The organism is Maribellus maritimus, from assembly GCF_022267315.1.
GTDB classification, from domain to species: Bacteria; Bacteroidota; Bacteroidia; order Bacteroidales; family Prolixibacteraceae; genus Draconibacterium; species Draconibacterium maritimum.
On sequence record NZ_JAIKLE010000008.1, the window covers coordinates 168,710 to 189,040 of the forward strand.

The window sequence follows — 20,331 nt, forward strand, 5'->3', positions numbered from 1 at the left end:
AATTATTATTAAACAGTAAAAAAACTTTTATTTGACCTTTGCTACTGTAATAATTCTATCCTCAAAATTAGACCTTTGGCAATTGCCACTGATCACGATAAGAAACCTTCATAAGTTTGTTAGCTTCTTCATCATCAAATTTTTTGGCTGCATCGTCCCAATGGATAACTTTTCCTACACGGTAAGCAATATTCCCCATCTCGGAAACCGTTGCAGTTTTGGCACCAATTTCAACAGAGGCATTTGGAGTTCCACCTTCGCGAATACATTGTAAGAAATTTTTCACATGTTCGTCCTGTCCGTCTCCATAATTATTTTGCACAAGCCCCTCAAAAAATGGTTCTCTTTTTTCATTATTAAAATCCGGAATAAGTTCATACCCCCCACGATCAACGACTAAAGTTCCTTTATTTCCAACAAATGCGACACCGTGAGAATTTCTTTTGTAAAGCCCTATTCCAGGATTCAGGCCGCATTCCCATATCATCGTATGCTCAGGATAACCATATAAAGCCTGTTCGATATCCGGCGTATCCATTGCTCCGGGTTTATTGTAAAACATACCTCCCCCGGGAGAAATTTTCTGCGGCATACCGGCATCCATTGCAAATAGAGCAAAGTCAAGCAAGTGAACTCCCCAGTCAGTCATTGCACCTCCTGCATAATCCCACCACCAGCGGAAATTATAATGAAAACGATTCAAGTTGAAAGGTCTTTTAGGTGCAGGCCCCAACCACATATCGTAATCTACATAGTCAGGAGCCTCTTCTTTATCTGGCATTACCGGATATGGATTATCATATCCTTTGTAAATCCATGCACGAACCAAATGAACATCTCCTAATTCTCCCGACTTAACAATGTCAGAGGCTTCAAACCAATGTTTTGAACTCCGCTGCCACATATTTACCTGAACAACTAATTCCGGATGTTTTTTAGCGGCTTTTACCATTGCATCACATTCTTCAATACTATGGCCCATTGGTTTTTCAACATACACATGTTTTCCGGCCTCTAATGCCATCATCATCATAATTGCGTGCCAATGGTCTGGTGTGCCAATAATTACAGCATCAACATCGGGGTTATCTAAAACTTCACGAAAATCAGAATAGGTGAGTGGTTTCGTTTCTGTAATTTTTTCAACTTCTGCAGCGCGTTCTTCAAGAATATTGGAATCAACGTCGCATATTGCAACACAATCAACATTGTTCTTTTTGTCTGTTATAAAACTTTTTAAGTCGCTAAATCCCTGGCTTCTGCAACCAATTAAAGCTACTCTAATTTTCTCTGCAGGAGAAGCACAAGCATTCATAATAGTTGGAAAAGTACTTATTGCTGCTGTGGCAATTGCCGAAGTTTTAATAAAGTTTCTTCTGTCTGAATTCATCTTAGTGGTTTTTGAACGTTTAAATTGGACTGGTAAATATAGCAGTTCTGACTTTTAAATAGAATTTTTTAATATACTTTAAACAGATATTTTGAATAAACCATAAACAAAAATCTAAAAAGAACTTTTCCGGTTTTTAGGAGAACATCGAACAAAGCCCCAAAATTAGCAGGAAAGCAATCTTTCAGCTATTTTTGTAAAAAAACTAAAAATGTTTGTTTGGGAATGGCCTCAGTTGCAAAATAAAAACCACTCATTTCAAAAAAGCAAAGAGAATTTGGTTGTTTATGCCAAAAGCTGTGGAAACTTTTATTACCCCAAACACAGATCGCCTTATCTTTTTCTGACCAACTTTTTAAATCCCGGAAATTATTATTTAAACGAAAGTCAAACACAGGTCAGGGAAAAGAGTTTCTATTTTCTGAATGCAGACGATTCCATTGCAATCGATTATTCCAAACCGGTAAAGCTGCAAACACTTCTTATTTTGTTTGACGATGAATTTATAAAAAACAGTATCAAAAATCTTCTCTCGACACAAGAGCAACTACTCGATTTTAATGCAAAAAGAACAGATTTTCATATTCCTACAGTCCCCTTCGAGCTAAACGAAAGAGTTCAAAAAATCCTTTGTTTTCTGTTAAACAATTCATCTTATAAAGAAAATGTTGATTTTTATTTGTACGAGTTGGTTTCGGAATTTGTTAAAATGAACAACAAAACATCAAAACAGATTCAAAAAATTGATGCAGTAAAAACTTCCACAAAAACAGAACTGTACAAACGACTTTTTATCGCCCGGGAGTTTATCCGGGAAAATGTCTCAAAAAAAATAACCCTTGATGAGATTGCATTGGAAGCAGGTTTAAATAAATACCACCTGCAATCAAATTTTAAACAGCTGTTTCAATCTACCCCTCACCAGTTTTCGACCCAACTAAAATTGAGTAAGGCTTATCAACTGTTAAAACATAAAAAGGGCTCTGTAACGGAAATATGTGAATCAGTAGGTTTTGACAGTATAGGTTCCTTTAGTCATCTGTTTAAAAATCATTTTCACATCTCACCTTCCACCTTGCTCAAAAACTAAAATTCCCAATTTTCGATAAATTGAATTGCTCTCTTTTATTCATTTTTGCCTGAAACAATAAACAGAAAGAAAATGAAGAAACCCATTAAGTCCAAAAGAATTTCAAAACAAGCTGTCATTAAATTGAACGGTAACATCGAAAATATTTTTCCTCTTTTTGGAGCTTTTGAAGAACGCAAATGGGCAGAGGGCTGGAATCCTGAACTTATTTATCCGGAAACTGAAAAAATAGAGGAAGGAACAACTTTTAAAACAAACCCTACATTTGACGGAGAAAGTGATTATTTGTGGATTGTAACAAAATATTCCACTGAAACGAAGCTCGTCCGGTATCTGGTAATAACTGACGACCGTTTCTGGACAATTACTGTTCAGTGTTTTCAGATAGATGAGAATAACACCAAAGCCCAAATTACCTATTCATTTACAGGCTTAAATAAAAACGGAAACATACAAAACAAAAAAGCCCTGAATAACATATTTTCTGAAAATCTTAAAGACTGGGAAAATGAAATTAACCAATATTTAAAATGCAATAATGTAAAAACATGACGCTCAAAATCAGCGAACATATTATTCACCGGAAAAAAGGAGACTATGTAACGGCACGGCACATGAAACTGTGGGGGACAAGCCGTGAGATTGGATTTCAATTGGGTAAAATAGCTCGCAAACAATACTCTGTTTTAGCCGTGACAAACCCAAATCCGACAAAAAATGAATGTCAGAAAAAATATATTCAGCAAAATTATCCGGTTCATTTCGAACGAATGAAAGGCTTTGCGGAAGCGTTTGGTGAAAGTCTGGTGGCTACGGATAAAGATTTCACTTGTTTTGGTCATCTTAACGGAACGATTGCATGTTCAGCCGTTTTTTATCCCGCTGAATTTACACAAACAAAAACCGGTATTTTAAGCAGAAATGCAGATTTACCGTTGATTGCATTTCAGGAAATAATGGGTCAAAAACCTTCACCTGATTCAAAATCGGTATTGTCCAATCCGTATGTTATTGAAATTTATCCAGACAAAGGATATGCATCACTGTCAACTTTTTCTTTCGAATTGTACGGGCTTGCTTTAGACGGAATCAATTCGGAAGGTCTGGTCGTTTCCCATTTACACGCCGACAGTGTAAACACCAGCTTTTACAAGCCAACAAAGGGTTTTGGCGTTGGAATAAATGAAATGCTTGCCGTTCAGCTCCTGCTCGACAATTGCAAAAATGCAGAAGAAGCAAAAAAATTACTTCTGCTGAATAAACATTTTTATATGTTTTTGCCAACCCATTTGATTGTTGCCGATAAAGACGGGAATTCTTTTATTTGGGAATATTCACCTAATCACAACGAGGAGTTTATTATCAGCGGAAATCAAAAAATTCAAATCATTACAAATTTCCCTGTTCATCAGTTCCTTCACTCAAAAAATTTCCCTACCAGTATCGATGATTCTTGTCCGTTTGCAAGATTCAAAACGCTTGAAAAGGCAATCAAGGACAACAGCAAAAGCCTTTCGATACAACAAATAAAAAATATAAACTCCACGGTTTTTATACAAGATAAAATGTGTACAAAACCTCTTGTTCCACCAGTCAGAACTGTGTATCACAACCTATACGACACAGGCAATAGTTCGATGGAGATTTCTTTTTACAGAAAAGATGATGCAGACCATCAGTTAAGGACAAAATATTACAAATTTCAATTGAAATGATTCTCTTTTCGCTTTTTTTTATCATTTATTTCTAATTTTGAAAAGAAATGAAAAGGAAGGGAGGAAAATCGTGAGAAACATAATTATTTTTTTTCTGATTTTTATTTGCTGGAGTGCCACTGCACAGGAAAAATTAATGCCGGTAATGCCTCTTGAGAAAGACTCCTCACAGATTGAACTTGAGCGTCAGATTCTTTACCGTCAAATGTTATCCGGTACTTTGCAGAGTGGTGGTTTGGTGCCCGATTTGGAAATTCCGGAATTTGATGTCGGCGCACTAATCGCACAACAGCGATATCAGTTTAATATGCAGGATTTTTTTAATCTCAACGAACTGAGTACTTTTTCATTCAATCGTCCCGGTTTAATATTTTCGCCTTTTTTGAGAAACGGAGCCATTTTCAGTGGTGCTACCTATAAATTAAATGACAAAATTAAACTGGGGGGCTACAGCTTTGGGGCCAATTCCATTTTCTCAGCTCCTTTACCAAACCAAAACATGAATAATTTTGACATGAGGGGCGCAAGCATGTTCTTCCAGTACAAGGTTTCTGATAAATTTAAAATTGAAACCCGTGTTAGTGTTACACAAGGCAACGGGCCGGGATTTTAAAACAGGATTAAAAAATTCAAATAATTCTTCCTAACTTTTCACTCTTTACTTAATCTTTTTTTATGCTCACAATTTATAAAGCATCGGCAGGTTCCGGGAAAACTTTTCATCTGGTAGTTGAATACCTCAAACTGTTAATGCAAAATCCCTTTAACTACAAACATATTTTGGCGGTTACTTTTACCAACAAAGCAACCAACGAGATGAAAAGCCGAATTCTGGAACAATTGCATTTACTCGCCGAAGGAGAAGAATCAAAATACCTGGAAACATTACAAAACGAACTAAATTTCAAAGAAGAAAATATCCGGCAAAAATCAAGGCTGGTTTTGAAAAATATTCTACACGACTACAACCGTTTTTCCATCAACACCATCGATTCTTTTACCCAACGGGTTATCAAAGCGTTTAACCGGGAATTGGGAATTTCACCCAATTTTGCGCTGGAACTCGATGATAGTTTGGTCTTGGAAGAAGCAGTTGACCAAATGTTGTCAAAAATTGATCAGGATAAAAAACTGCTTGACTGGCTGGTAAAATTCAGCGAAGAAAAAATCACCGAAAACCAGAGTCAGCGCATTGAAGAAGATATAAAAGCTCTGGGTAAAGAACTGTTTAATGAGAAGTTTCAACTGTTTTTTCCTGACACAAAAGATTCTGCAACTTATACTCGCGAAAATCTTGACGCTTTCAAAAAAGAGCTGGGAAAAATTATTGCTGTTTTTGAATCCACATTACAAAAAAAAGGTTACGAAGCGATTTCTTCAATCGAAAATCATGGTTTTTCAGTTGATGATTTTTCCTATAAAAGAACGGGGGTTGCCGGATACTTTTTGAATCTTTCCGAAGGAAAAATAAAAGAACCTGGCGCACGAATTTTAACTGCGGAAGAATCTTCAGAGAAATGGTTTGCCAAAAGCCACAAACAAAAAGCAGAACTTCAGGCTTTGGTTGAAAGCAAATTGCAACCTTTACTTTCCGACATTCTCGATTTCTTCCGAAAACAATCTATTCCTTATTATTCGGCAGTTGCAGTAAACAACCAGTTGCGAATGCTGGGGATTTTGACCGATTTAAAAGAGGAAATCAGAAAACTGTTGCAGGAAAAAGGAATGTTGCAACTTTCCGATTCCAACTTGCTGCTTAACAAAATAATTGGAGAGAGCGATTCACCTTTCATTTATGAAAAAGTAGGGAATTTTTTCAAGTATTTTATGCTTGATGAGTTCCAGGACACATCGTCGTTGCAATGGAGAAACTTTAAACCACTTATTTCCAACTCGCTTTCCGAAGGCAACAAAAACCTGCTGGTGGGCGACGTAAAACAATCGATTTACCGCTGGCGAAACAGCGACTGGAATATTTTGGCTGAACAGGTCGATACCGATTTTCCTGCGTTTATTCCGGAAACGAAAGCACTCACAAAAAACTGGCGAAGCGATAAAAATATTATTGCCTTTAACAATTCAAGTATCGAACATCTAAAATCGGCTTTGGAAACAAACCTTTTTTCTGGATCCGACGATAAAGAATGGGAAATTCTGAAAGAAAAATTCACCCATATTTACAGCGATTTTAAACAGGAACCTGGAAATACATCGGTTGAAAATAAAGGTTTTGTTCAGGTTAATTTTCTGGAAGAAGATGAATTTCAGGAAAACTCGACCCAACTTTTAATTGAACAGGTAAAAAAGCTGCAAGACAACGGTTTTAAAGCATCAGATATTTCCATTTTAATTCGAACAAATAAAGAAGGAACGCAAATTATTGAGGAATTTTTATCCGCTGCTAAACAGCAGGAAAATACAAAATACAACCTTTCTGTTTTGTCCAACGAATCGCTGTTTTTACATGCTTCCCGCTCGGTTCTGTTTGTTATGCTGATGATTGAATGGCTCATCGATCCGGAAAATAAAATCACGCAGGCATCTCTTTTACAACTTTGGGAATCGTCGATAAAACCCGAACTGGCAAGAAAAGGCATTTCTTTTTCAGTGGCGCAACAAACACTTGATTTTTCAGGAAAAGACAAAGAGAACTGGCAATTGGAAAATGATTTCGATGCCGCTTTTGGGCAGGAATTGGGCAGCCGTTTGCAGGAAATGCAACAAAAAGTTTTACTTACTTCGCTTGACGAAACGTTGACCGAAATTTGCAGCCATTTTCAGCTTTTTAAACTGGAAAGCGAACTTCCTTTCCTGCAAACCTTAATTGACAAAGCAGGGGAAATAAAAACCTCGATTGCCAATGACCTTTCCAACTTTTTATACTGGTGGAACGAAAAAGGATTCAGGACATCGGTAAATGTAAACGATGAAATTGATTCCATCCGCTTAATAACCGTTCACAAATCGAAAGGACTGGAGTTTAAAGCCGTGCTGATTCCTTATTTAAACTGGAAAACATCGTGGAGTGGCAACTTCGCTCCCACCCTTTGGTGCAGCACCGAAACGGAGCCGTTTAATCGTTTTCCGCTGCTTCCGGTAAAAGCAACTTCTGGCCTGGAAAATACGCTTTTCAAAAAGGACTATTTTGAGGAAAAAGCAAATACATTTATCGACACAATGAACCTAATTTATGTAGCTTTTACACGTGCAGAGTCGGTTTTGATGATAAATTCAATTAATGTTCAAAAAACAGGGAAAAGTGTAAATGGGTTATTTAAAGAGTCTTTGCAAATGATGAGTTCAAAAGCACCTTTTGAAGATTGCTGGAACGAAGATGAAACAATTTTCGAATTTGGAGAACTCCATCCAATTCAACAAGAAGAAAAGGAATCGAACCTGGTTTTGATAAAAAATTATGAGTTCAATAAATTCCGCGATAAAATAAAATTGCGTTTAAACGGTGAAGATTTCCTGGTTCCCGGAAAAGAAAATAAATCGGTAAAAAACAGGGGAAAAATTATACACGAAATTCTTTCTGCTGTTCAAACCAAAAACGATTTAGAAACAGCTTGCAAACAAGCTTTACTGGAAGGCAGAATTGATGAAGATGAGCGCATTTCAATTCAGCAGGAATTGCTCGAAAATATCGATAAACCGGAAGTAAAACATTGGTTCGATGGGAGCTGGAAAATACTAAACGAAAGAGATTTATTAACATCAGTAAAAATTCTTCGCCCCGACCGAATTATGTTTTCAGGAAAGACAGCCATTGTCGTCGATTACAAAACCGGCGAACAAAAACAGGACAAATACAAAACCCAGGTAAAACGTTACGCCAAAACACTAAAAGAAACCGGATTTGAGAAAGTGGAAGGATTTCTTTGGTATGTTGCATTAAACGAAGTAGAAAAAGTGGGGGAATTTTAACGGCACCCCGCGAAAAAATTTATTTTTGCAAAAAAATTATTATTATGATTCAACGAATTCAAACTGCATATTTATTGGTTGCCGGATTACTGGTAGCCTCGCTTTACAAACTAAAATTTGCTGAACTGGCCGTAAACGGTGAGCTTTACACCTTTTCAGCAAAAGGAATTTTTAATGGAGAAACGCTTGTTTTTAACGGACTGCCCATTTTAATTTTTATTGGTGTTATAGCCTTGCTACATATTGTCATTATCAAGATGTACAAAAAACGCTTCCGTCAAATTCGAATGACCGTGTTTACGATTGTTCTTTTACTCGGGCTTTTTGGCATGTTTTTCTATTTTGCTTATGCAAGTTTCGACGGTGCAAAAATTGCATTTAAAGTTCCGGTTGCCTTTCCGATAGTTGCTGTTATTTTAGATTTCCTTGCTATCCGTGCTATTGGGAAAGACGAAGCGCTGGTTCGAAGTCTCGACAGAATACGATAAACACTAAAATCAGTCTATGAAAGCAATGGTTTTTGCCGCCGGGCTTGGTACGCGTTTAAAAAACGAAACAGCTGACAAACCCAAAGCACTGGTGGAAATTGGAGGGAAAACACTTCTGCAACGAACCATTGAAAAGCTAAAAAAAGAAGGCATTGATGAAATTGTGGTCAACGTTCATCATTTTTCAGAAAAAGTAAAAAAATTTATCGCAACCAACGATTTTGGAATTCCAATTGTCATTTCCGATGAAAGTGACAAACTACTCGACACCGGCGGCGGGCTGAAAAAAGCAGCTCCACTTTTAAAAGCCTCTAATCCAATTTTAATCTACAATGTTGATATTTTAAGCACGGTTGATCTGAAGAATTTGGTAAATTACCATAAAGAATCAGGCGCTTTGGCAACCTTAACCGTACGCGACAGAAAAACAGAACGCTACTTAAAATTCGACAAGCAAAACAAACTGGTGGGCTGGTTAAATAAAAAGACAGGCGAGACAAAAATATCGGTTCCGGAGACTTTCGAAAGTAGTATTGAAAAAACGTTCAGTGGAATTCACGTGGTAAGTCCTGAAATATTTGAATATTTCCCGGAAGACGATCGATTTTCAATTATCGATTTTTATCTCAGACTTTCCAAAACACAACTCATTAAAGGTTATTTCGACGACTCTGATTTGTGGATGGATGTAGGGAAACCTCATCAACTGGAAGAAGCAAGAAGATTGTTTTCGTAAAATACCAGGAAATAAATCCAAAATAATCCCTACTTCAGTATTCGATAATTCCGATACTCAAACAAACGAACTCCAAACCACTTTTCAATCCGATACAAAATCCGGTATTTTAGTTTCATATGCGTCTGAGATAAATCGACATTTACCTGCCAATTTAATCGTTTTATTCGCTCTTCCATAACTTTTGGATGTGTGCCTTTAAAACGGACAAGCGCATCATATTTTTGGCTGTAATTAAACTCAGCGGCAGTTGCTTTTTGTTGTGCTTCTGCTTCCGAAATACCATCATAAAAACGCCGGACAGCATCAATTTTTTCCTGCATAAATTTGGGATGCCGCACCCAACCGTAATGATAAACTTCAGCATCGACCGGAACTACATTCAATTTTTCGCCGTCTTTTCGAAAACCTTGCGCATCGCGGTACGAACGTATATCTTTATTGTTGCGGACAACCCTAATTTCCCTGCGGTACCATTTTCTGGAATTGCCTACATAATTAAAAGTTCCGTAAAAATGTTTGTAACGAAACAACAAACCGTCCACTTCTTTTCGTTCTAGATTCTCCTGCATCGCGACCTTTATTACGGGCAAATATTTCTCGTACACTACCTCATCACCCTGAATATAAAAACACCAGTCAAATTCCGGCGGAACAGCGTCAAAAGCCTTGTCGGTTTCTGCAGCGTAAACCACTCCCCCTTTTTTTAAAGATTCGTCCCAAATCGTATCCTCAATTTGAATTTTATCGGGAGCAATTTTTTCAATGATTTCACGCGTATTGTCTTCCGATTCTCCAATGGCAACCACAAATTTATCGCACAGCGGTAAAACCGAAGTTATGGCTTCAACAATCGGGAAATCAAACTTCGCCGCATTTCGGATAAATGTAAAACCGCAGACTTTCATAGCTTAAGAAGTTGGAAGACAGGAATCAGAAGCCGATAGTTTTTGTTTGCTTATAAAATAGAGCAAAAATTCAATCGCTCCAATAAACATAATCGTATCGCCCAGCAGTTCGATACTTTCTTCGGTAGCTGCTTTTGCCAAACGATATTCCTCTCCGGCGTACAACAATCGCCAAAATTTTGAACGCCCCATCAAACGGCTAAAAACGTAAGTAGTGAGCAGCCCCGAGAGCAACCACGATGAAGCCGGCACACTAAAAAACTGAATGCTTGCTTCTTTTATCTTTTTAAAATCGCGAATAAACAACCAAATAAAAACCAGGAAAACAATCAATGCCGGATAGCTCCAATCAATGCTTAAAAAATTAAATTCACGAATAAACGAAATGAGAAAAAATAAACCGATGAGATTGGAAACCGGCTGAATCGTTTTCCATTTAAACCCAATAAAAATGAAAAAGACAGAAAGCAAAAACAACAACACTTCCTGTGTTATTTCAACAAAAGTAGCTTCACCGAAAAAACTGTCACCAAGCGGGTGTGCCGCATCAAAAAAAGCACCTTCGGCCATCCCAAAAACCAGCGTGGCATAAACTATAATCCGCAACGCTATAAACAAAGGTGAATAAATCTTCATATTCAGATTATTGAAATTCAAAAATACATTTTTCAGGGCAAAAAAAAGCCGGAATTTATAATAAACTCCGGCTCTGCAATCATAGATTTGGTTATTCAGCGGGCGCCAATGCCACGCTTATGTAATTGTCAAAGTTAAAATATCTTTGGAACGCATTTTTTAGCGAATCGATTGTCATAGCATCCACCAACTCTTTGTACGTTCCGTATTTTGTGAAATCACCGTCTTTCAAATAGTAGGTATTGCTTAAAATACTTAACCAAAAACTATTTTCTTTCTCGGCGGTTTCACGTTCACGTAACATTTTTTCTTTTGCCTTATCCAATTCTTCTTTAGACGGACCGTTTTCAGCAAATTTTTTAATCTCATCAAAAACGGCCTGTTTTAATTCAGGAAGTTTTTCCGGATCGGTACCGTAATAAATAGCTACGCTGTACTCTTCGTCCGGATATTTTGAAGAAGAGGGACTGGCTCCGATAGAATATACACTACTTTTTTCTTCGCGAATAACTTCCAGTAAACGTGTTGAGAGAATCCTTCCCATGGCGTCCAGTTCCACCCGATTTTTTGAGTTATAATCAAAATCACCGTGAAAAACAATATACTGGATGCTTTTCTGATCCTGTCCTTTTTTAACCACTTTTTCAATTACTCCGTCAGGAGTTTCAATATGCAGGTTCTTCCATTTTTCTATCTCTCCCGAAGCCGGAATTCCGCCGATATATTTCTCTGCCAAAGGTTTAAACGTTTCAGGATTAATGTTTCCCACAAAAAAGAAAACAAAGTCAGATGCGTTTTTAAAACGTTCTTTTCCTATTTCTTTTATACGCTCAAAGTCAGCCTCCTTTAACAGCTCCGTTGTCATTGGGCGGGCACGCTTATTATATCCGGCCATAGTAACCTGTAAAGTATCCTGAAACGCCGACTCCGGCGAAGCGGATTTATTTTCCAAAACACCGGCAAGACGTGTCAAATAGGATTTATATGAAGTTTCGTCAAAACGGGGTTGAGTAAAATAAAGATAAACCATTTGCAACAATGTTTCCACATCTTTTACTGAAGAACTGCCGTTAAAGCCCTCGCGCAACTGGTTTACAAAAGGAGAAATGGAAAAAACTTTATCCGACAGCATTTTATCAAGCGTAATATTATCAAAATCAGCTATTCCACTCATTCCAAGAATATCGGCTGTAAAATCGGCTGAGATATCATCTTTTAATCCGTACAATGAATTTCCCCCGGGGCTCCAGGCGTTAAACAGAATTTCATCATCTTTAAAATCTGTCGGTTTAATGATTACCCTGGCTCCGTTTTGAAGTGTCCACTCCACTGCGTCAACATTTTCCAGTTGTTTTTCAGCTACCACAGGATTTCCTGCCGGCTCTTCCGCCAGCAACGGAACGTCGGCAACGGCATCATCATACTCCTCTATTTCAGTCTTCTCCACTTCGTCGAGCAGCGCAAAAATATCTTCTTCTGTTGGAACGTCAACTCCTTCTATCTCGGGTGCAGTTACAATTACTACACGGTTTTCCTTTTTGATCCACTGGTTTGCCAGTTCATTTACTTCCTCCAGGGTAATTCCCGGCATAAAAGTTTTAAAATATTCAAACTCTTTTTCAATTCCCGGAAAGGGTTCTTTTGTCAACAGAAAATTACGTTTATATTCTTCTGCGTAATTGATTGATTTCTGATTCTCCCTTTCGTTATATGACTTTTCGATATAATTTAACAAAGCTGTTTTTTGCCGTTCGAGTTCAGTTTGTGTAAAACCAAATTTTTTAACCCTTTCGTTTTCCAAAAGAACAGCCTTGATGCCATCTTCAATCTTACCGTTTTGAGTAACTGCAATCGACAAATAAGCACTTTTAGGGCCTATCAATTCGTCGTACGACGATTGTCCCATAATAAAAGGCGGATCGGCCTGTTGTGTTTTTTCAGCCAGGCGGTTATTTATCATTGCATTATACAGATTCTCCAGAATCATGTTTCGGTAATCGCCAACCGTATTAGAAATTTCCAGATCGTGTTTATACATTACATAGGCAAGTGGGTAACGCGCTTCTTTGTCGGTAACAACTTTCACCAAAGTCTCTTTATGATCAGGAATTTCATAATATTCCTTCTCTCGCGGATTTTCAGGCATTTGAATTTGCGAAAACTTTTGTTTCACCTTCTGCACCATTTCGTCCTGGTCAAAATCACCAACAACAATTACTGCCTGCAAATCGGGCCTGTACCAGTCGTTTCGGTAGCGGCGCAAAGCCTCCGGCGGGCAATTGTCTACGATTTCCATTTTACCAATAGGGAAACGTTCTGCATATTTCGAGTCTTTTAAAAATACGGGCCACCACTGTTTTTGCATCCGTTCTTCAGCACTTTTGCTCCCCCTCCATTCTTCATGAATGATTCCCCGCTCATTATTTATTTCTTCATCTGAATCGGTAATCTGACTTGCCCAGTCGTATAAAACCTGCAATCCCTGTTCCATGTATTCCATTGTGTCAAGCGGTACTTTCAACATATACACGGTTTCATCAAAACTGGTGTAGGCATTAATTTCGGGGCCAAACTCCATCCCGATGGATTCAAAATAATTAATCAGCTCATGTTTAGGGAAATTTTCTGTCCCGTTAAATGCCATGTGTTCTGCAAAATGCGCCAATCCCTGCTGGTCATCGTCTTCATCAACCGAACCGGCCCGCACAACCAGAAACAACTCGGCCCGGTTTTCCGGATTATCATTGGCACGTACATAATATGTCATTCCGTTTTCGAGAACTCCTTTACTTACTTGTGGATCCTCAGGAAGAGGAGCGTTTAAATCAACATCATTTTGAGCGGTAACAAAAAATACACTCAACAAAAAAATCAAACTTGTTATAATTCTCATATCTCTATTTTGTTTCAACTATTTGTATTCCGACTAAGGCCAAAGTTACATTTCCCGGGTTCTAAATTTGTTTAAAACCTTTTACATATCGTTAACCAATACATAACAATTCATAAAACAATCGGTTGAATAACATGTGCAAATGCATCGTTTTCGTTTGAAGGGGCATGTGGATATATTTCTTTTAACTCGGATGGCGCATTCTCTGTAAAAAAAGAATGTTGTGTAAATCCCAGCAGGTCCAGATCATTAAAATCATTTCCAATGCCCAGGGTTTGTTTTTGCCCGATTCCCAGCAGGTCACAAATATGTTTCACGCCGTTTCCTTTTGAGACTGACTGATGAAATATTTCAATCCAGATGTAACCGGCTGTGATGGGAGACGACGTGCGAATCACCCGGATATGTTCACAAATAGCCTCAATTTCTATCTTTAATTTTTCAAAATGGTATTTGTCTTCCTTAATAATAACCAGAAACTGACATAATTCCGTTTCCGGTAATTTAGTGGGTTTTAATTCATAGGAATAGGCCTTGTTAAAATCAAAATACTTTTCAAACTCCCGGCACGAATTGTCGCCGCGAAAATACCAGTGATTGTGATTCCCGGGAGCGGGAAAAAAGGCATGAAAACTAATGTCTCTCTGTATAAAGTATTTTAGTAATTTTTGGGCTGAACTTTGAATGATATTCCGGTGAAACATCTCCTTTTGTTCTTTCCAGTTAAAAACACCCGCCCCCGAAGAATAGACAATATAATCAAAAGGTGTATCGGGCGGAATTACTTCATGAACTTTTTTTAAATTTCGTCCGGTTGCCACCACACGTACAATATCTTTTTGGCCCAGAAGTCGCAGCGCTTCCAGATTTTTTTTGCTAATCGTACGATCGTTTTTTAGAAATGTACCATCCAAATCAGTGGCAACCAATTTTACATTGTTCATAGATAAATCTTCTTAGGGCTAAAATTAAACATTAATGTTGATTGAAAAAAACAAAGCCCGTGAACCTGTTAACAATCTTCCTCCTCAAAATTGGCTCTCCTCATCCGCCAATGCAGTATTTTCATTTGATTGCGCCGCCAATAAAAACGCTTAATATTACCGGCTTAATTTTTTCCAGTTTGAATAAGTCATTTCAAACTGGATTTCACCGTTTCCGCGGATTCCGGTTTCGGCCCAGCCTGATTTTCTGTAAAAAACTTCAGCCCTTGTTTCGGGTGCGGTTCCCAACCAAACTGTTTCGGTAGTTTGTCCGAAATACCAATCCAACATAATGTTGTGCAGTTGTCTTCCGATTCCTTTTTTCTCATAGGCCGGATGTACAAATAACGCCCATATGTTATTTTCTTTCAGATCGGCTATCGAAAAGCCAATAATTTGATTGTCTGCAATACCAACCCAACCTTTTCCTCTTTTTGTTATAAAATCCAAACAATCTTTATCGCTTATTGAACCGGGGACTGAGAGAACATTTTCGTTTACAGCGTTTCTTACCATTTGAATTTGTTTAATATCCTCTGGTTTTGCCTCTCTGAAAACGACTTTGGCTGTAAATTTATCTTTCATCTGACTAATATAATTGAAATTCAGCTATTCCCCACAGCTGGCGGAATGTACAATTTGCGCCGCTACTGCTTTGTCCATTTACAATGAAACAAATGATTAATAGGACGAATGTTAATTTGGTTTTCATTTTATTATGTTTTAGAATTAAATTACTCATTTACTATTTTGCCTAAAAAGTAAAATATGCCCCTGAAATTTTAATATTTTATTTTTTAAAATTCAGCCCCCTGCTTCTGCGCGATTGTATCGCTTAGTTCGTATACCAACATACCAGGCAATACAATTTGTATAAGCTAAACTATGGGGTATATTTCGTTAATTTATATTTCAATCGCCCTTTTACTAACCGATAACCGTTTATTGTTTCTTCCTTTATCTCAGATAGCTTCAAAGTGTCTGAGTCAAATTCAAAAGAAAAGCGATTGTCAAAATTTTCCGTTGCAGAATAATATTTTCCGGGGATAGGAGATTCTGAGAATTCTATGTAGTTGTTTTGAAACAACGAAAAGTCAAAAGAATAGATAATACCAATACGAAATGACTTGTAATCATTAAATACCAAAACCTTTCCATCGTCGGTAAATGCTATGATTTTATTGTCGAAGATATATGTATCAGATAACAGAATTTGATTAATTAATCTTGTCAGGTTATCCATATACTTATCCTTTTCGAATTCCGGAATTCTTTTGTACCGGGTTACCATACCTGAATGTGTTGTTACAATTAATAAATCCCCGGTTTTATCATATCTTATTTTGTGTGCTTCACTTTTATTGTATTCAATGTCTGATGGCTTCCAAAAACTGTATCCAACATAATTTAAAGAACTGTCTGTTGTAATTTTGTAAAAACTAAATCCAGAAAATTCAGAACGTCTGGCTTCATCAAAACTTATCTTTATGGTATCCCCTGATTGAATCTCCGGGTTAAGAATCAGTATTTTATAAGGATTATTTTTGATTGTAATAAAAGGGTCGCGTGTTTTTTCTATTTCCTGAAGGCAATCATTGGTAATCCAGTAACCATAAATATCAGGATCTAAAGATTTCACTCCTTGTGAATAACAGGTGAGTTCTGTAAATAATGCTATTAAAATCAGCGGAATCAATTGTTTCATCTTGTCAGTTTATTTGTCTCATAACAGCCAAGTATATATATATATAAACATCTTTAAAGTTTGTCTGTCAATTTGCCAGGCCCTTCAAATGAATTACCTTTCCATTCCAATGCTGTTCCTCCGGGAATAGATATTTGAATACTGTCATTTTCAACATCGACAATAATATTACCGTATTTTGTAGGTAAACAAACACTTGCCCATTTCAGGTTTCCTAAATTTGGTTGCAGGGAGAAACGTTTCCAGCCATCTTCTAAAGGTTTTAATCCAAAGAGCTCAGATGGTAAGAAAGCTGCCGGACCTGAACTCCAGGCGTGACATAAACTTTTGGCATATGGTCGTCCATAAAAAGCGTATTGTTTTTCGTTGGATTCTTTGGTATCGTATGCTTCCCAAAAAGTGGTTGCTCCCTCCGCCAGCATTGCTCCCCAATAATTTCTAACGAGGTCTAACATATAACCGGTATTGCCAAGTTGGGCTAAAGCCATAACCTCGAAGCCTGCCATATAAGGTGAAACGTTTTTTAATCTATTATTACTAGGTTGGTATTATAATTTAAAGTCGTTTTCATTTGTAATCCTCCCTGTAATTTCAAACTGTAAAGAATCATTCGTGGGTACTGCTGAAAACTTAAAATGATGAGATTCAGGTGATAATTCATTTATGTTTAATTCCTTTGTCTCTCCCATGTAGTCAAGAAATAGTAAAATGTCATTTACTTTACTACCTGCCGGATGTTCTTTGTTAAATTCATAAATTGTAAAGACATTTATAGAATCAATCGAATTTGTATATACAATTTGATGTGGGTTTTCCATAGCATATGCGCCATTTATAATTGAATTTGATTGAGCCACTTCATACCTTTCAAATATTGAGTCTGGATATACACCAATCCCCAACTCATTTATATTAATGGTTTCCAAATGCGGAAAAATTCCATTCTCATTAAATGAAAACAGCAAAACATTGGCTGATTTAATCGTATTGTAAGTCGTGGAGAAATCTCCGGGACAACTTGTGAATAAACAAGCAAATCCAAATACGATGAATAATGCGAGTGCTTTTTTCATTGTTGTTTTAAAATTGAATTATGTATCTGATTTAGGTTAAGTAAGTATGTCATTATTTATGCGAGTCTTAAAATCTACTGCAACGGTCATTTAATTTTTCAACAGAAATCCTTTCAGCCACGCCTGTCATATTACAATTTGTTCGGTGTAGTTTTTTTAAGTTCATCCAATATCAATCTTTTACCTTTTTGACTGTTTCCATAAATTAATTGTAGTGAAAAACATTTCGGGCAACAATAATAATTTTGCTTTTTCAGTTCTTTCCAACTCCATTTTGATTTTATTAAGGGAGTTTCAATCAAACCGCATTTTTCGCATTTAGCTTTATTCCTTAAATCTTCGTCTTTCAATTCTCTTGTCTCGAGAAATAATTTGAATTCATTGATTATAAACTCGTCAATATTTTTTTAGTTAGTCCGGAATTAAAGAGTGGTTGACCGGAATACTTCACATAATCAATATCTTCGTCTAAATCCGCAAAAGCTAAAAATTCTCCGGAATAATTATTTGCATAAACCAATTCTGTCATTTTCCTAAGTCCAATTTGCGGAGAAATTTTTCCTGTAACAACTTTGTTTGCCAAACTGTTCGAGTAAAAACTTCTCAACTCCTTTTCGTTGTCAGGATAGTCAATTTTTAAATCGTCCAGTGATTCCCGAAAATACTTTTCTCGTTCCTCTGTATCTGAGTTATCAAGCCCGGCAAGAATTAAGATGTTTTCTGTATCATACCCGTTTTGAATCATGTCAACTGCCCAGTCAACATAAATCTTAGAGTCAGATTTCCCTAAAATTCTGTCTGCAATTAAAAAATATGTCTGCTCCTTGATATTCATTTAAAATTACCCCTATCTGTACTGCATTTATAAGCGTTTACAATCCGGAAAACCACTATCTGTTGTCTGAAAACCTGGGGCGGCATTTCTGCACTTCGAATCTTTTACATTAGCGGCCGGGTTTTGGAGGATTAAAATTATGCGAACGGAGGGAATTTAACAATAAGAAAATGAAGTTTGGAAGAGGTCTAAATAACGGAGGTGTATGCAAATGGGTGAGCAAATGCTACCTGATTAGAAAAAGTAACGTTTGATGTAATAATCATTGTAGATATTAGTGAAAATGCAGCCAGATCTGCCATTGCACACTGCTGACGAAGCGGTCATTTTTTTTTCTTCATCCATACCGGAGTTGTGTCCGAATCGTGGTTTCGGCCAACGATCTCCCTGTACAGTTCGGGGCGCCGGGCATTTTTATATCTCCAACCTCCCGAAAGTTCAATCTTTTCTTTTGTAATTTTTGAAATCGTAATGTCGTCTTCAAAGGATTTTATTTCGGTTAAAACTTCGCCAAATGGATCTATGATCATCGAATTGCCATTTTTCAGATGTTCGCCGTCATAACCAATCGGGTTTGTAAACGCATAATACACTCCGTTATCGTAAGCTCTGGCGGGCAGCCAACGCATTAGCCAGCGTCTGCCTTTAGGCCCGTCAAATTCCATTCGTAATGAAACAGGATCGTTTTCCCGGTTCTGCCAATATTTATCTTCAACATAACCCCGGTGTGGCATTGCGGATGGTGTACAACCCGTAACGTGGGGGGCAAAAATTAATTCCGCTCCCAGGAGGCTTGTTGCCCGAACATTTTCTATGACATTATTGTCATAACAAATTAAAATTCCGCATTTCCAACCAAGTAGGTCGAACACGCAATATTCGTTTCCGGCCGACATGTGCTTGCTGATAAACGGATGTATTTTTCTATATTTTGCGACCAATCCTTCTCCTGTAACACAGATATAGGTGTTGTATATTTTATTACCCGATTTTTCCACCAACCCCGCCAAAACCGGAATGTCCAATTCTCTGGAAATCGTTATTAATTCTCCGGTACTTTTTCCGTTTGGCACTTCCTCCGCCAGGTCAGTTATCTGTTCCAGGCTTAAATCTTTGGTAAAAGTGTAGGCCGTAATTGACATTTCGTGAAAACTAACCACATCCGCTCCTTTAGATTTTGCCTTTTCTGCAAGCTTACGAATTACCGACAAATTGTATGTTTTATCTCCGTCTTTCGGTTGAAACTGGGCTACTGCTACTTTCATTTTTGTTCTTTTTCGTTGTAACTATGAATATCTGCGTATATGTAAAAATTATATTTAAATTCCCAAAAATTCAGTCTCTCCAGATATGTCTTTTAAAAACGCTTTCAGTATGTCTGTTCCCAAAATCCTAAATACTGAAATGTCAAAAAGGATGCGCTAACGGGTATAGGCTTCATTGTAATCCCGCTTTTTCTGCTCGTCGTCAAACCACTGTGTCATTTCTCCTTTTCCTGTCTGGTTATTCAATAATTCAGCGTATGAAAATCCTTTAACATCAATACAATATTGAACCATAAGCCAATCCGAATAATAGTTTACAGGTGAAACTGTACCGTCAGAAAATTTTATAGCCCAAGCCTTTTCCGGGTCTACTTTCAAAAATTGATAAATGTTTTCATATAAATCGATCTGGTCTGTATTTTGACTTGAAATATATTCCGGATACCCTTCCCATTTCCAATCCGGAATATTTGCAATTGGGTTTGATTTCCAAAAACCAAATTTGTTGTTTTGATAGCAATGGACTGCTTCGTGAGCCAGAAGCTGTTCCTGGTTCCAATTGTATCCGTTTAATTCAACACGGTTACTTTGATAATCTGCACTACCCTGAAACACTACCTTGTTGTAAAATCCCCGGGCAAATGCCTTTCCCTGAATTTTTCCCAAAAGAATGGGATAAAAAGAACC

The 20,331-nt window shown here is 37.3% G+C and carries 19 protein-coding genes; 7 read left to right on the forward strand and 12 right to left on the reverse strand.

What is annotated here, in order from left to right; genetic code table 11:
* Window positions 1–67 precede the first annotated feature (67 nt).
* Complete coding sequence (locus K5G00_RS09575) at window positions 68–1,390, reverse strand: Gfo/Idh/MocA family protein (RefSeq protein WP_238765941.1); 1,323 nt, start codon at window positions 1,388–1,390, stop codon at window positions 68–70.
* Window positions 1,391–1,601: 211 nt separating this feature from the next.
* Here K5G00_RS09575 and K5G00_RS09580 point away from each other — a divergent pair, with 211 nt between their 5' ends.
* The 7 genes from K5G00_RS09580 (at window position 1,602) to K5G00_RS09610 (ending at window position 9,346) form a co-directional block, all read left to right on the forward strand.
* Window positions 1,602–2,480 (forward strand): AraC family transcriptional regulator, encoded by an 879-nt coding sequence (locus K5G00_RS09580; RefSeq protein WP_238765942.1) that lies wholly within the window; start codon window positions 1,602–1,604, stop codon window positions 2,478–2,480.
* A 72-nt stretch (window positions 2,481–2,552) separates the two neighbouring features.
* The gene (locus tag K5G00_RS09585; protein ID WP_238765943.1) at window positions 2,553–3,032 is read left to right on the forward strand and encodes a hypothetical protein; all 480 of its coding nucleotides are present in this window, start codon (window positions 2,553–2,555) and stop codon (window positions 3,030–3,032) included.
* Complete coding sequence (locus K5G00_RS09590) at window positions 3,029–4,195, forward strand: C45 family autoproteolytic acyltransferase/hydolase (protein WP_238765944.1); 1,167 nt, start codon at window positions 3,029–3,031, stop codon at window positions 4,193–4,195. The genes K5G00_RS09585 and K5G00_RS09590 overlap by 4 nt, the downstream gene beginning before the upstream one ends.
* Before the next feature lie 70 nt (window positions 4,196–4,265).
* Window positions 4,266–4,808 (forward strand): hypothetical protein, encoded by a 543-nt coding sequence (locus K5G00_RS09595; RefSeq protein ID WP_238765945.1) that lies wholly within the window; start codon window positions 4,266–4,268, stop codon window positions 4,806–4,808.
* Between the two features lie 62 nt (window positions 4,809–4,870).
* A complete protein-coding gene (locus tag K5G00_RS09600) occupies window positions 4,871–8,122 on the forward strand; it encodes a UvrD-helicase domain-containing protein (protein ID WP_238765946.1) in 3,252 nt (1,083 codons plus the stop codon).
* Window positions 8,123–8,166: 44 nt separating this feature from the next.
* On the forward strand, window positions 8,167–8,610 hold the full coding sequence (locus K5G00_RS09605) for a DUF4293 domain-containing protein (protein WP_238765947.1): 444 nt from the start codon (window positions 8,167–8,169) through the stop codon (window positions 8,608–8,610).
* Between the two features lie 16 nt (window positions 8,611–8,626).
* A complete protein-coding gene (locus K5G00_RS09610) occupies window positions 8,627–9,346 on the forward strand; it encodes a nucleotidyltransferase family protein (RefSeq protein ID WP_238765948.1) in 720 nt (239 codons plus the stop codon).
* Between the two features lie 29 nt (window positions 9,347–9,375).
* Here K5G00_RS09610 and K5G00_RS09615 read toward each other — a convergent pair whose 3' ends face one another.
* The 11 genes from K5G00_RS09615 to K5G00_RS09665 all read right to left on the reverse strand — a co-directional run bounded on the left by K5G00_RS09615 (window position 9,376) and on the right by K5G00_RS09665 (window position 20,310).
* Entirely contained in the window at window positions 9,376–10,254 is an 879-nt protein-coding gene (locus K5G00_RS09615) for a glycosyltransferase family protein (protein ID WP_238765949.1), read from the reverse strand.
* Window positions 10,255–10,257: 3 nt separating this feature from the next.
* Entirely contained in the window at window positions 10,258–10,890 is a 633-nt protein-coding gene (locus tag K5G00_RS09620; RefSeq protein ID WP_238765950.1) for a hypothetical protein, read from the reverse strand.
* 91 nt (window positions 10,891–10,981) lie between these two features.
* Window positions 10,982–13,783: a M16 family metallopeptidase gene (locus K5G00_RS09625; protein WP_238765951.1), complete on the reverse strand. Its 2,802-nt coding sequence runs from the start codon at window positions 13,781–13,783 to the stop codon at window positions 10,982–10,984.
* Between the two features lie 110 nt (window positions 13,784–13,893).
* A complete protein-coding gene (locus K5G00_RS09630; protein WP_238765952.1) occupies window positions 13,894–14,727 on the reverse strand; it encodes an HAD-IIB family hydrolase in 834 nt (277 codons plus the stop codon).
* Between the two features lie 156 nt (window positions 14,728–14,883).
* The gene (locus tag K5G00_RS09635) at window positions 14,884–15,351 is read right to left on the reverse strand and encodes a GNAT family N-acetyltransferase (RefSeq protein ID WP_238765953.1); all 468 of its coding nucleotides are present in this window, start codon (window positions 15,349–15,351) and stop codon (window positions 14,884–14,886) included.
* A gap of 298 nt (window positions 15,352–15,649) precedes the next feature.
* Complete coding sequence (locus tag K5G00_RS09640) at window positions 15,650–16,471, reverse strand: hypothetical protein (RefSeq protein WP_238765954.1); 822 nt, start codon at window positions 16,469–16,471, stop codon at window positions 15,650–15,652.
* Between the two features lie 53 nt (window positions 16,472–16,524).
* Complete coding sequence (locus K5G00_RS09645) at window positions 16,525–16,977, reverse strand: alpha-L-rhamnosidase C-terminal domain-containing protein (RefSeq protein WP_238765955.1); 453 nt, start codon at window positions 16,975–16,977, stop codon at window positions 16,525–16,527.
* Between the two features lie 42 nt (window positions 16,978–17,019).
* The gene (locus K5G00_RS09650) at window positions 17,020–17,544 is read right to left on the reverse strand and encodes a hypothetical protein (RefSeq protein ID WP_238765956.1); all 525 of its coding nucleotides are present in this window, start codon (window positions 17,542–17,544) and stop codon (window positions 17,020–17,022) included.
* A gap of 385 nt (window positions 17,545–17,929) precedes the next feature.
* On the reverse strand, window positions 17,930–18,379 hold the full coding sequence (locus K5G00_RS09655; protein WP_238765957.1) for a hypothetical protein: 450 nt from the start codon (window positions 18,377–18,379) through the stop codon (window positions 17,930–17,932).
* Between the two features lie 323 nt (window positions 18,380–18,702).
* Window positions 18,703–19,644 (reverse strand): nitrilase family protein, encoded by a 942-nt coding sequence (locus K5G00_RS09660; protein ID WP_238765958.1) that lies wholly within the window; start codon window positions 19,642–19,644, stop codon window positions 18,703–18,705.
* 156 nt (window positions 19,645–19,800) lie between these two features.
* Window positions 19,801–20,310 (reverse strand): hypothetical protein, encoded by a 510-nt coding sequence (locus K5G00_RS09665; RefSeq protein WP_238765959.1) that lies wholly within the window; start codon window positions 20,308–20,310, stop codon window positions 19,801–19,803.
* Window positions 20,311–20,331 lie beyond the last annotated feature (21 nt).